Origin of the sequence: Undibacterium sp. RTI2.2 (assembly GCF_035018705.1) — a bacterium.
GTDB lineage: Bacteria > Pseudomonadota > Gammaproteobacteria > Burkholderiales > Burkholderiaceae_D > Undibacterium.
Genome location: NZ_JASJXN010000030.1, coordinates 24,614 through 38,588, shown reverse-complemented (window position 1 = coordinate 38,588; position 13,975 = coordinate 24,614). Strand labels below are relative to the sequence as shown.

Here is a 13,975-nt window from a genome sequence, read left to right as displayed (position 1 = left end):
CGATCACTAAGCAACGTAAAATAAAACTGCAACATAGTGGCAAATACTGCCAGCCAAAACAAAAAGATGCCATACGCCATGGCCATGCTTCACCTTGTGATCGGTAGCATAAAAACCAATTCCTAAAGTATAAAACAGCCCTCCTGCAGCAAGCCATGCAAAACCATATGTGCCTAGCGCAGTGAATAAAGGCTTAATGCCGATCAATGCCAACCAGCCCATCATTACATAAATGATCAGCGACATGATGCGCGCGCCTTTAGCCAGCCATATTTCCTGAAGAATACCGGCCAACGCTAAGCCCCAGACTACGCCAAACAAGGTCCATCCCCAAGCACCACGCAAGGTCACCAGAGTGAACGGCGTGTAGCTTCCGGCAATCAATAAGTAAATTGCACAGTAATCAAATTTTTGAAACACATTTTTAGCTCCTCCACGCAGGCTGTGGTAAAGCGTGGACGCTAGATAAAGAATCAATAAGGTAGCGGTATAAATACTGAAGCTAACTATTTTCCAAGGATCACCAGATTTTGCTGCGAGTACGATTAAGACAGTACCGCCTATAGCAGCCAAAGCGGCGCCGACTGTATGGCTGATACTATTGAAACGTTCACCGTAATGCATAGGTTATTTGTCCGTTATTTGTTAATAATTTACTCATCATTTTGATTGCCTGTTTGCTTATTTATCTTAATTGTTTAGGCTATGTAATCAATCGTTGAATAGTTTGGTTATGTGTACAACAACCGGAATTTCAAGCAACACCATACCGCTTTATATTTATTCACAAGCTGCGAACAGATACAAACTAAGAGTCACTATAAGCAGCTATGCGAGCATCATTGATAGATCTAAACGCTCCAACAATATTAATACTGATAGTGAGTATATTTTAATTGTCCAGAGATTAATTGGACAATACAGCATTTTTATTGAAAATCTAGGGGAGTATATTTAACTCGATAAATCCGTGGATCAAATATCACTCTCAACAATAGGTAATACCGATTTTGTATTCCTGTTGGGCAATTAGTTTTGAATTCGCGTGGGGCTTGATTTCTGTTAATTCGAATGATCTATGTCTTATCAATATCAAAAAAAACGGGAGCAAATTTTGTTTGCTCCCATCATGATGATTACTCTTTTGTCTCACCTTTTTTTAACCAAGCATTTAATTGCTGTGGTCGAATACTGTCGTACTCTTCAAAAGGTTGATGTATCCAAGGATTGCTTGCAAGGTAATCCAGATAAAAATCTGGCTTTACAGTCGAGCAAGCCTTATACCAAATCACGGCTGATTTGGCCTCAGTAACACCTGGGAAATTTTCACGCAGATGATGCAAAACTTTTTCTAAGGTGACACCGGAATCGACCAGATCATCCACTACTAAAACGCGTCCTTGCAAACTACCCTTGGTCATCGAAATATATTTACCTATATCCAATGATCCCTGCACTGTACCCGCGTCTTCACGATACGAGCTAGTCGATAAAATTGCCAATGGCACATCAAAAATACGGGATAAAGTATCACCGGGACGCAAGCCACCACGCGCGAGGCATAAAATCTGGTCAAACTTCCAACCAGACTCATATACTTTTAACGCCAAATGCTCGACGGAGCGATGGTAGGACTCCCATGAAACCCATAAATCTTTATCTGTTGAAGCTGGCAACGTCATCTTACTTCCCTTATTTTATTTATTTGCTGAATTATAGAAATGGGTGACGCAAAACGATAGTCTCTTCCCGATCCGGGCCAGTAGAAACCATATCAATAGGCACGCCAACTAATTCTTCAATACGCTTAATATAATTACGCGCGTTCAATGGCAAGGCATCCATACTTTTTGCACCTACGGTTGTTTCTGTCCAGCCTGGCATTTCCTCATAAACAGCGACACAACGAGCTGCTTCTTCGGCGCCAACCGGGAAGATATCCACGGCTTTACCATCAACGATATAGCCAGTACAAAGCTTCAATGTCTCAACACCATCCAACACGTCTAGCTTGGTTAAGCACATGCCAGACACGCCATTGATCTGTACAGAACGCTTCAGCAGTGCTGCATCAAACCAGCCGCAACGACGAGCGCGGCCAGTGACTGTACCAAACTCATGTCCAACGCTAGCTAAATGTTTTCCAACACCTTGATCCGTCGGCAATTCAGAAGGGAAAGGGCCAGAGCCAACACGGGTTGTATAGGCTTTAGTAATTCCCAAAATGTAATGCAACATATTTGGGCCAACACCAGAGCCTGCGGCAGCGTTACCCGCGACGCAATTGCTGGAGGTAACGAACGGGTATGTGCCATGATCCACATCTAACAAACTACCTTGTGCACCTTCAAACAGCAAGCTAGCGCCATTTTTATATGCGGCATAAAGGGCGCTAGAAACATCGGCAACCATAGGACGGATACGCGGCACATTTGCCAAGGTATCATCCAATGTTTTTTGAAAATCAACGGCTGGCGCTTTGAGGTAATTGGTTAGCACAAAATTGTGGTAATCCAGATTCTCTTTGAGTTTTTCAGCAAAGCGTTCTGCGTTAAGCAAATCGGCAACGCGAATCGCACGACGAGCGACTTTATCTTCATACGCTGGGCCGATGCCTTTTCCAGTCGTACCAATTTTGGCCGCGCCACGCGCTACTTCACGCGCTGCATCAAGTGCCGTGTGGTAAGGCAGAATTACCGGGCAAGCTTCTGAAATTTTGAGGCGCGATACAACCTCTACGCCATTGGCCTGCAGTTTATCAATTTCACGTAATAAATCGGGGACTGACAACACAACGCCATTCCCGATATAGCAAGCAGTGCCAGCGCGCATGATGCCGGAGGGGATCAATTGCAATGCCGTTTTTTGCCCGCCAATCACCAAAGTGTGACCAGCATTATGTCCGCCTTGAAAACGAACTACGCCTTGTGCGTGATCCGTCAACCAGTCAACGATTTTGCCCTTACCTTCATCGCCCCACTGGGTACCAATAACGACGACGTTTTTTGCGATTTTATTTTGTGACATCACTTAACCTACACTTTTAAGAATCCAATGACTACCATCAAATACGACTGCCCTATTACAGTCAAATTCGTCCTGTTCGCTCTCATGACCTGGCAAACTTTGAATAACAATTTCTCCACTTTTGCGTAATTCACCAATCTTTATTCGCAGTGCAGGGTCTTTACTCCATGGGGCAAGAATCGCATCTTTGCGCTCTGCCGATGGCATTAGACGCGCTAACTCGCGTAAATCAAGTGAAAATCCAGTCGCTGGGCGTGCACGGCCAAAAGCTTCACCAACATGATCGTAACGTCCGCCGCGAGCAACTGCATTTGGTAAGCCTGGCACAAAAGCATTAAACATTACTCCGCTGTGGTAATGATATCCACGTAAATCTGCCAAATCTATCGTAACTCTCGCACTACCGGCAAGCTTCACCAGATAGTCAAGCTCATCCAAGGCAACAGCAATTCCAGTAAGTGGCGGCAATATAGCGCGTGCGCGCTCAATCACCGAGATATCTCCATATAACTTAGGCAAATCTAACAAAGCTTGCCTTACGACCGGACTAAACTCTTTAGAAATTAACTCTATTGCAGACAAGTCTTTCGCTTCCAGTAAGGCGAATAAACTAGACGCATGCTTTTTAGCAACGGGATCACTTTCTAACAGAGATCTCAGTACACCAACATGGCAAAGGTCAAGGTGCACTTCTGAGATATTTGCTATTGCTAAAGAAGCTAACGCTAATTCCTGGATTTCAGCATCCGCCTCTAAACCAGCATGCCCATAAATTTCAGCACCAATCTGAATTGGCTCACGTGTTGCATGCAGGCCAGACGGGCGCGTGTGCAATACACTGCCTGCATAACATAAACGCGTCACAGAATTACGGTTCAGTAAATGCGCATCAATCCTTGCGACCTGAGTTGTCATATCAGCCCGAACTCCCATGGTTCGGCCGGATAATTGATCAACCAATTTAAACATACGCAAATCCATGTCCTGACCGGCACCTGTCAGCAAGGATTCTATGTATTCGAGTAAAGGTGGCATGACCAACTCGTAGCCATACAATCTAAAATTGTCCAACAACACACGTCGTAACTCTTCTATTTTGCGTGCTTCGGATGGCAAAACATCAGCAATATTTTCCGGTAAAAGCCAATTTGGCATGAGCTTACAATCAAATAAAAACAAACAACAAATTATCAAACCTCAAACGCAACAAACGTAGGTCTGCCATCATATTAGATAGCACGACCTACGTTATCACCTTGTCAGTTACGGGTATTACTTAATAAATTAATTACTTTGACTTACTTGGAGCGACGGCTGAACCACTTGAGCCACCTACGCCAGGCGCTTTAAAATATTTAAAAAACTCAGAATTTGGATCAACTACCATCACATCATTCTTAGTTTTAAAGCTGGCACGATATGCCTCCAAGCTGCGATAAAATTTGTAAAACTCTGGATTTTGACCGAACGCCTGCGCATAGATTTGTGACGCTTCAGCATCACCAGCGCCACGCATCTTTTCAGCCTCACGATATGCTTCAGCCAGAATTACCGTTCTTTGTTTATCTGCATCTGCTCTGATTTTTTCGGAATCGGCAGATCCGGTAGAGCGTAATTCATTGGCCACGCGAGTACGCTCTGCTTTCATTCGATCGTAAACTGAACTATTGATCTGATCTACATAATCAACGCGTTTCAATCGCACATCAATAATCTCTACGCCGATTTGCTTTGCCTCATCAGTAACTTTGACGCGGATCGCTTCCATAACTTTGCCACGCTCACCAGAAATGACTTCACGTACAGTGCGTTTAGTGATTTCATCATTTAAGGCTGCTTTTACAATTTGATATAAGCGGTCACGAGCTCTGCCCTCATCACCTTTGAAGCTAACGTAATACAATTTTGGCTCGATAATGTGCCATTTTACGAAAGCATCAACCAATATGTTTTTCTTTTCTGCCGTAATGAAACGATCTGCATCTGGAGTATCTATCGTCAAAATACGTTTATCTAAAAACAAAACATTTTGAAACGGTGGTGGCAATTTGAAATGCAAGCCTGGCTCGCTAATCACCGCTTTTACTTCACCTAATGCAAAAACAATGGCATATGATTTTTGATCCACAACAAAAATCGTGGAATACAAAATCATTATTGCAACGATGAGAGCAAGTATCGAGGAAAATAACTTATTCATTATCTTACCTCCCGATCACGAGAATCACGACTATCACGGGATCTGCCGTCTTTACTGTAGCGCAACTCAACCGTCGGAATCTGCTCAGTTACTTGCGGGGTTGGTGCTGCCGGTGTCGTTGTTACAGATGAAGGTGAGGACTTAACATTGGCATTATCCGACGCTTGAATTAACTTATCTAAAGGAAGATAAATCATATTGTTACCACTCTTAGAATCCATCATGACCTTAGTCGTACTGGAAAAAATTTGTTGCATCGTTTCAAGATACATACGGTCTCGCGTAACTGCAGGCGCCTTTTGATATTCAGCCAACACTTGCTTAAAACGCGATGCATTACCTTCGGCGGTCGCTACAATTCTTGACTCGTATGCTTCTGACTCTTGCAACATGCGCGATGCCTCACCACGTGCTTTCGGAATCACATCGTTTGCGTAGGCTTGGCCTTCGTTTTTTTGACGTTCTTTATCCTGACCTGCTTTTACGGCATCATCAAAAGCTGCTTGTACTTGCTCAGGAGGCTGTACACCTTGCATCGTGACATTCGCAACCTGTACACCGGCTTGATACCGTTCAAGAATTTGCTGCATTAAAGCACCAACATCTTGCGCAACCTTTTCTCGTCCCTCGTACAGAACAAAATCCATTTTACTTTTCCCTACAACTTCACGAATCGCAGTTTCTGCAACTTGCTTGATCGTACCCTCTGGATCACGATTATTAAACAGCCAATCAGACGCACTCTTTAATTTATATTGAACGGCGAACTGAATATCGATGATATTTTCATCCTCGGTCAACATCAGTGCTTCTTTTGGCTCTTTATTCTTAACATTGGAGCGATAACCAACTTCGACGGTGCGTACCTGAGAAACGTCGACGATTTCATGAGCCTGAATCGGGTAAGGCCAACGCCAGTTAAAACCGGACATTGTTGTATGGCTGAACTTACCAAATGTCGTAATAACGCCGGTTTGACCTTCTTGAACAATGAAGAATCCACTGATTAACCAAATAAACGCCAGCACAACAACGATGATGCTTACACCTAATTTAGCACTGGCAGCATCAGGAGTGAATCCACCGCCACCGCCGCCATTATTACCATTATTTTTTGAGCCTAGGAAACGACTAATGCGTTCATTAAAGTCGCGCCATAATTTCTCTAAATCGGGTGGGCCCTCAGGTGGCTTCTTGCCATCCTTGTCGTTATTTTGAGAGCCACGACCCCACTGAGGATCGTTCAACGACATCGTTAAGCCAATTTTTTTTAGAAGTGAAACGAACATTCTGTCGTTATCCAATAAAATAATGAGTTGAACTACAAATAGACTTAATACTGAATAAATTTTTAGACAAACCGCGCATCATCAAACTGGGCGATCTCTACTGGATTATTTCTTTTTAATGCGTAGTCTTTAGCAAACTCTGTAACCGCTTGCCGCAACAAACCTACTCCGGCACCAGTTTGCGCACTCAAAAAAACTCTTTGAATTTTATCATACTCACCTAGCTCCAAACTCGGCTCCAAACCAGCCAAATCGATCTTATTCCAAACCAATAATTGAGGAATATGGTCAGCACCGATCTCTTTCAATACGTCATTAACTTGTTGAATTTGGTCTAAGCGCACTGGGCTACTTGCATCAACTATATGCAACAACAGATCGGCATGAATTGTCTCTTCCAAAGTAGCACGAAATGCATCGACCAATTGATGCGGTAGTTCCCTGATGAACCCTACCGTGTCAGATATCACGACACTACCTGCATCGGCAAGATACAAACGTCGTGATGTAGTGTCTAACGTAGCAAACAACTGGTCTGCTGCGTAAGCACCCGCCTTCGTCAACGAATTAAATAACGTAGATTTACCCGCATTGGTATAACCAACCAAAGATACTGAAAAGGTGTGGCTTCTACCACGCGAACGTCTTTGTGTTTCACGCTGCTTATGCAACTTACCCATACGAGCTTTAAGTGCTTTAACTCGATCCCCGATTAAACGGCGATCAGTTTCAAGCTGAGTCTCTCCAGGCCCGCGCAAACCAATACCACCCTTTTGTCGCTCCAGATGAGTCCAGCCGCGTATCAACCTTGTAGCAAGATGCTGCAACTGCGCTAATTCGACTTGGACTTTACCTTCATGACTATGAGCACGCTGCGCGAAAATATCAAGAATCAGACTAGTTCTGTCGACCACCCGTATTTTCAAACGTCGCTCTAAATTCCGCTGTTGTGCAGGTGATAATGCATGATTAAAGATTGCAATATCGAGCTCAGCATCAGCAATGGTATTTGCAATCTCATCCGCTTTACCAGAGCCCACAAATAACGCAGCATCAGGACTAGAGCGCTTGCAGGTAATGGTTGTGATGGGCTCTGCCCCCGCAGATTGGGAGAGCAGAGATAGTTCTTCTAAACTAGCGGCAAAATCATCTTTACCGAAGTCCACACCGATTAAAACGGCGCGCATAGAAAAATTTTATTTTTCAAAAAATAAATGCCTAATAATTACTCGGGCTCTGACTCAGTATTGATGGTCACAGCACGTGCGGGAACAACAGTAGAAATGGCGTGTTTGTATACCATCTGCGTCACTGTATTACGCAATAAAACTACGTATTGATCAAAAGATTCAATATGACCTTGCAACTTAATGCCATTCACCAAATAGATGGATACAGGAATATGTTCTTTACGAAGTGCGTTCAAGAACGGGTCTTGTAACAGTTGCCCTTTATTACTCATAACAGCTCCAATATGTTGTTGTGATCAGGAGTTGGGGACACATTGCAAAAGTTCAAGAGTCCCAATAGTTGATTACCTTGTAACTGTAATCTATTTTCGCTTGCGCTGCTTGCTAGATCCACCAACGATCAAATGAAAATTCTTATTTTTCAGTTTTAGAGAAAGGATTTTTACCTGAGCGCATTTCTATGCGCAAAGGGGTTCCCACTAAAGAAAAGGTTTCTCGGAAATGTTTTTCCAAATAGCGTTTATATACATCACCAATGGAATCCAAGGCATTGCCGTGAATAACAATAATGGGTGGATTTTGACCGCCTTGGTGGGCATAACGCAGCTTAGGTCTTATCGAGCCTTTACGCTTCGGCTGCTGATGCTCCACAGCTTCTATCAACGCACGAGTTAATTTTGGCGTTGATAAGTTCGCTGTTGCTGCAGCATAAGCAGCATCGACTGATTTCATTAAAGAGGCAATACCGCTAGCTTTTAAAGCAGAAATAAAATGAAACTTAGCAAATGTTAAAAAATTTAGCTTACGTTCAATATCTAATTTGATTTCATCGCGTCTGTCGGTTTGCAAGCCATCCCATTTATTGACACCAATAACTAAGGCTCGTCCAGACTCCAAGATAAAGCCCGCTATATGTGCATCTTGCTCAGATATATCTTGCTGCGCATCGAGCATCAGCAACACGACATTTGCTTCCGAAACCGATTGTAAAGTTTTGACTACAGAAAATTTTTCTATTGCCTCAAACACTTTTCCACGGCGGCGAATACCCGCTGTGTCAATCAAAGTGTAATGTTTTCCATCGCGCTCAAAAGGAATTTCAATCGAATCACGGGTAGTACCGGGCATATCAAATGCTATGACCCGATCCTCGCCTAATAGTGTGTTAACTAAAGTTGATTTACCAACATTGGGACGCCCAACTATCGCGAGCTTGATTCCCCTTACGACATCATCTGGCTCCTCCAATTCTGGAGGTCTTTGCGCAAACGCAATGTCTAACGACTCCTCAACTAAATCTGTTACGCCATCTCCGTGCGCTGCTGAAATGACGTACGGATCGCCTAACCCTAATTCATAAAAATCGGCTGTAACAGAGCTATATTTCATACCCTCAGCTTTATTTACTACCAACATCACGGAGCGTCCAGATTTTCGCAAAAAATCCGTAATAGTTTTATCATGCGGAGTCAAACCCTGACGTCCATCAACGATAAACACAACCACATCAGCCTCAGCTACAGCCTGCTTAGTTTGCTTAGCCATTTCATGCATGATGCCTTCTTTGGCAACGGGCTCGAAACCACCAGTATCTATAACCAAAAATGGACGTTCACCAATACGTCCCTCACCGTAATGCCTATCCCTTGTCAAACCAGGAAGATCTGCCACTAGCGCGTCACGAGAGCGAGTAAGTCGATTGAACAGCGTGGATTTGCCGACATTTGGTCGACCTATAAGTGCAATAACCGGCTTCATTTAGTATTACTCGGTTGTCAATGCAACCACTGCCCCTGATTTGGTTTGAACGATCAAACTCGAGCCAACTACAGTTGGAGCTGCCAAAATTTGACTGCCATCGGTACTAATACGACCGATGAAAGAACCATCCTCTCGTGAGAGAAAATGGATAAAGCCAGAACCGTCGCCAACAGCAACAGCTCGACCGAAAGAAATTGGTGCGGACAAACGCCTGTAAGCTAATTTATCATTTCGCCAAACACTAGCACCGGTACTACGAGCATAAGCGGATACAGCGCCCGAATTATCTGCGGCAAAAACAAATCGCTCATCTGCACTTACACCAACTTCGCTGGATAAAGTTTTCGCCCAGCGCGCAGCACCAGTGGTTAAGTCATAACAACCAACACGTCCTTGATAAGCAGAAACACAAGCCTCATTTCCAATAATAAACGGAGTTCCAGAAACATCGGTAATTCGCTCAAGCTCAGTCGCACCTTTAGGATCTGCAACAGCAACCTCCCAACGCAAACCTCCATTAGCTAAAGAAAAAGATGCTAGCTTACCGCCAGGCAATGCGACTATAGCCCACTGATCCGCGATTGCGATGCCTTGAATGGTACGTAAGGTCAAAATTGGCAGTGGTCTCTCGATAGACCATTTTTTTGTTCCTGTTGCTATATCGTACGCCGCGATTTTGTTATCCATACTACGAACAACCACAACATCTTTGGCCACAGCTGGAGAGGAAAGTATCTCGCTGGAAGTTTGTACACTCCAGTGCAACTTACCCTCGGTATCAAAAGCGAATAACATACCTTTTCGCCCTGCAACAACTATTACAGAAGCGCTAGCACCAACTCCAGCAGTCAAAGAAGAGCCTGCATTGATACGCCAGACCGCCCGACCATTAGCAGCATCCAATCTAACTACAGTACCATCCACTGCAGCCGCATATACGTCTGCACCAACTTGAGCAGGCGTAAATACATATTCACCTGATGAGCCAACCGAGCTTGACCAAAGAGTCTTCACTGGCATGGTCACAGTAAAATCCTGCAAGGTAGCCGGAATATTTTTTGTTTCAGACTTACTCGCAAACGGATTCATAGAGGAACAAGCCGCGAGGGAAAGCAATACTAATGAGGCCAGCAATTTGCCAGAAAAATGCATGAACTACTCCTATTATTTACTAGCTGAATTACTTGCAAGCTTAGCCTCGGCACCACCAAGAGCATCGAGCTTTATTTGGATTAACTGACGCGCAGGATTTTTCTCTTTTGTCTTTTCTAATGCACTCTGAAATGCAGCGCGGGCTTCTACAGGTTTATTTTGAGCGAGATAAATATCGCCTTTCCGATCAGCAATATCTCCAGCAAATTCTGGCGAAAAATCACCTGACAAAAAAGCTAGTCCTTCATCGTAAGCTCGTTCATCCAAGGCAATACCTGCTAAACGAATTTTTGCGATCGCTTTATATTCTTCCACACTACTATGATCAATGACCCAATGTAATTGGGCTTTGACTACTTTGATATCTCCAGCATCAAAAGCACTCTTAGCTGCTGTCATTGCGGACATTGCCGCATATGGTGTTTTAGAAAATTTTTGAACGACGTCATTAGCCGCTCGCTGCACTTTTGCATTATCTTTAGCTTGCACCGCCTTTTGTAGCACGTCATACAATTGTGACGCCTGACTTGACTGATCACGCTGATAGCTGGTCCAGCCCGTCCATGCAGCGTAAGCAGATAAAGCGATTACCAACAGCCAAGTAACTAGGTTGCCGTATTGTTTCCACCATGCTTTGAGAGTGTCTAATTGCTCTTGTTCTTCGAGATCGTATGCCATTTTGTATAAAGTCTAGTGATGAATATGAATATGAGTTGGATCGTCACAGCATTCGCCTGCATCACCGATCCCAGCGATCTGGTCAACCAAATAATCAACAGCAGTATCAAACGGCACCGTGACTTGGTTATTCTCCATATCTTCCGTGCGCATTGCTTTGATACTGACAGTATTCGATGCGGACTCATCCTCACCGATGATGACTGCGTAGGCTGCTCCACTACCGTCTGCTTTTTTCATTTGCGATTTAAAACTACCTACACCGCTTGCAGTTGCGCAATGTAACACAACATCTAGCCCCGCATCGCGCAAACGCTCGCCTAATACGAAAGATTGTTCTTGTGCTTTGCTACCTTGATGCACAAGATAGATATCGCATTGGGCTGGCGCATGTGTCTCGCCAGATGCTTTCATTAACTCCAACAATCGCTCAATCCCCATTGCGAAGCCACAAGCGGGAGTAGGTTTACCACCGAAAATACTAAATAAGGAATCATAGCGACCACCTGCACACACTGTACCTTGTGAACCCAATTGATCAGTTACCCACTCAAAAACTGTACGGTTGTAATAATCCATGCCGCGCACCAGACGTGTATTGATCGTGAATGGAATACTATTGTCACGCAATATTTTTTGAACACCTAAGAAGTGTGACATAGACTCTTCACCAAGATAACTAAGCAGCTTAGGTGCAGCATTTACCATTTCTTGCATTGCCGGATTTTTAGTGTCAAGAATACGCAGAGGATTGCTATGCAAGCGTCGCTGCGCCTCGGCATCTAAAATATCTTTATGATGTTCAAAGTAGGCAATCAATGCTACACGATGCTGAATACGCTCTTCTGCGTCACCAATCGAATTTAGTTCAAGACGTACGTCTTGCAAACCTAAATCATCCCAAAGACGCTGACACATAATGATTAATTCTGCATCGATATCAGGGCCACTAAAGCCTAAAGCCTCAGCCCCTACTTGATGGAATTGACGATAGCGTCCACGTTGCGGCTTTTCATGCCTAAACATGGGTCCGTTGTACCAAAGACGTCGCGGACCTTCGTAAGTCAAATTATGCTCTAGTGCTGCACGCACAACGCCGGCCGTGTTCTCTGGACGCAGGGTTAATTTATCCCCATTCATTGCATCTTCAAAGGAGTACATTTCCTTCTCAACGATATCAGTAACTTCACCAAGACCGCGAGCAAATAAGGCCGTAGGCTCAACGATAGGCGTACGAATTTGTTGAAAGCCATAACTCTTCAAAACAGACTGCACCGTATTTTCAAACAATTCCCATAAGGGAGAATCGGTTGGAAGAAGGTCATTCATCCCCTTCACACCAACAATTTTTTCTATTTTTTTATTTTCAGACATACTTTACAACCTAATTATTTATTAGCCGCATACGTTGGTTACACATTAGAGGGAGTGTAATGATTCTTCACATAATCCAATACGATAGCTTGGAATTCTTCTGAGATATTATCGCCTCGCAAAGTGAGCGCCTTTGCTCCATCAATAAAAACGGGTGCGGCAGGAGACTCGCCGGTACCAGGCAAGCTAATCCCAATATTGGCATGTTTGGATTCTCCGGGACCATTTACGATACAGCCCATCACCGCAACATTCATGCTTTCCACGCCGGGATATTGTTTTTTCCAAACAGGCATCTGATCGCGTAAAAAGGTTTGAATACTATCTGCCAATTCTTGGAATACAGTAGAAGTAGTACGCCCGCATCCTGGGCAAGCAATCACCATAGGAGTGAATTTTCTTAAACCCATCGTCTGTAAAATTTCTTGCCCAACTACGACTTCCTTACAACGATCACCGCCTGGCTCAGGAGTAAGAGAAATACGAATCGTATCGCCAATCCCCTCTTGCAACAACACAGATAGTGCGGCTGTCGATGCCACAATACCTTTGCTGCCCATACCTGCTTCTGTCAAGCCTAAATGCAAAGGAAAGTCACAGCGCTGCGCAAGTTCTCGATACACAGCAATTAAATCCTGCACTCCTGAAACCTTGCAAGACAGAATAATCTTATCGCCAGCTAAACCTAGCTCTTCAGCTCGTTGTGCATTTTCTATTGCAGATGTAATCAACGCCTCATACATCACCGTTTGCGCACTCCACGGCTCTGCACGCTGTGCGTTTTCATCCATAATACGCGCGAGTAAAGCTTGATCGAGACTCCCCCAGTTCACTCCGATACGAACAGGCTTATCGTAGAAACATGCCATCTCTATCATCTGTGCAAACTGAGTATCGCGTTTTGCGCCCTGCCCTACATTGCCTGGATTGATACGATACTTGGATAAAGCCCGGGCACAATCAGGAAAGTCTTTTAGCAACGTATGTCCGTTGTAATGAAAATCCCCAACCAAGGGAACATCTATTTCCATCTTATCCAATTGCGCACGAATCGCTGGCACTGCTGCCGCAGCTTCCGCATTATTAACAGTCAACCTAACAAGTTCAGAACCAGCTCTTGCTAACTCTTTAATTTGAATGGCAGTACCGATTACATCAGCGGTATCCGTGTTTGTCATCGACTGAACCACAACTGGCGCAGAACCACCAACGATAACTTGACGCGAGCCATATACAATTTTTGTACTCCGGCTCAAGCGGCGTATAAATGGTCCAGATGCTATGCCAGAAAAAGAAGATGTCAT

General features: G+C 44.1%; 13 protein-coding genes. All 13 read right to left on the bottom strand.

Annotated features, from left to right (window positions below):
• Positions 1-6 precede the first annotated feature (6 nt).
• The gene (gene trhA / locus QN395_RS15450; RefSeq protein ID WP_322119074.1) at positions 7-624 is read right to left on the bottom strand and encodes a PAQR family membrane homeostasis protein TrhA; all 618 of its coding nucleotides are present in this window, start codon (positions 622-624) and stop codon (positions 7-9) included.
• 512 nt (positions 625-1,136) lie between these two features.
• On the bottom strand, positions 1,137-1,676 hold the full coding sequence (locus QN395_RS15445; RefSeq protein WP_322121577.1) for a phosphoribosyltransferase: 540 nt from the start codon (positions 1,674-1,676) through the stop codon (positions 1,137-1,139).
• Between the two features lie 37 nt (positions 1,677-1,713).
• Entirely contained in the window at positions 1,714-3,027 is a 1,314-nt protein-coding gene (locus QN395_RS15440; protein ID WP_322119075.1) for an adenylosuccinate synthase, read from the bottom strand.
• A 3-nt stretch (positions 3,028-3,030) separates the two neighbouring features.
• A complete protein-coding gene (locus QN395_RS15435) occupies positions 3,031-4,182 on the bottom strand; it encodes an ATP phosphoribosyltransferase regulatory subunit (protein WP_322119076.1) in 1,152 nt (383 codons plus the stop codon).
• A gap of 133 nt (positions 4,183-4,315) precedes the next feature.
• The gene (gene hflC / locus QN395_RS15430) at positions 4,316-5,227 is read right to left on the bottom strand and encodes a protease modulator HflC (RefSeq protein WP_322119077.1); all 912 of its coding nucleotides are present in this window, start codon (positions 5,225-5,227) and stop codon (positions 4,316-4,318) included.
• Positions 5,227-6,516, bottom strand: a complete 1,290-nt coding sequence (gene hflK, locus QN395_RS15425) for an FtsH protease activity modulator HflK (protein ID WP_322119078.1) — start codon at positions 6,514-6,516, stop codon at positions 5,227-5,229. The genes hflC and hflK overlap by 1 nt, the downstream gene beginning before the upstream one ends.
• Before the next feature lie 62 nt (positions 6,517-6,578).
• Positions 6,579-7,703: a GTPase HflX gene (hflX, locus tag QN395_RS15420; RefSeq protein ID WP_322119079.1), complete on the bottom strand. Its 1,125-nt coding sequence runs from the start codon at positions 7,701-7,703 to the stop codon at positions 6,579-6,581.
• A gap of 38 nt (positions 7,704-7,741) precedes the next feature.
• Complete coding sequence (hfq, locus tag QN395_RS15415) at positions 7,742-7,978, bottom strand: RNA chaperone Hfq (RefSeq protein WP_322119080.1); 237 nt, start codon at positions 7,976-7,978, stop codon at positions 7,742-7,744.
• A 142-nt stretch (positions 7,979-8,120) separates the two neighbouring features.
• The gene (gene der / locus QN395_RS15410) at positions 8,121-9,464 is read right to left on the bottom strand and encodes a ribosome biogenesis GTPase Der (RefSeq protein ID WP_323492603.1); all 1,344 of its coding nucleotides are present in this window, start codon (positions 9,462-9,464) and stop codon (positions 8,121-8,123) included.
• 6 nt (positions 9,465-9,470) lie between these two features.
• Positions 9,471-10,619 (bottom strand): outer membrane protein assembly factor BamB, encoded by a 1,149-nt coding sequence (gene bamB, locus QN395_RS15405; RefSeq protein WP_322119082.1) that lies wholly within the window; start codon positions 10,617-10,619, stop codon positions 9,471-9,473.
• Between the two features lie 12 nt (positions 10,620-10,631).
• The gene (locus tag QN395_RS15400; RefSeq protein ID WP_322119083.1) at positions 10,632-11,297 is read right to left on the bottom strand and encodes a tetratricopeptide repeat protein; all 666 of its coding nucleotides are present in this window, start codon (positions 11,295-11,297) and stop codon (positions 10,632-10,634) included.
• Between the two features lie 12 nt (positions 11,298-11,309).
• Positions 11,310-12,671, bottom strand: coding sequence for a histidine--tRNA ligase (hisS, locus tag QN395_RS15395; RefSeq protein ID WP_322119084.1), 1,362 nt, complete (start codon positions 12,669-12,671; stop codon positions 11,310-11,312).
• A gap of 38 nt (positions 12,672-12,709) precedes the next feature.
• Positions 12,710-13,975 carry a flavodoxin-dependent (E)-4-hydroxy-3-methylbut-2-enyl-diphosphate synthase gene (gene ispG / locus QN395_RS15390; RefSeq protein ID WP_322119085.1) on the bottom strand — a complete coding sequence of 422 codons (1,266 nt, stop codon included), beginning with the start codon at positions 13,973-13,975 and terminating at the stop codon, positions 12,710-12,712.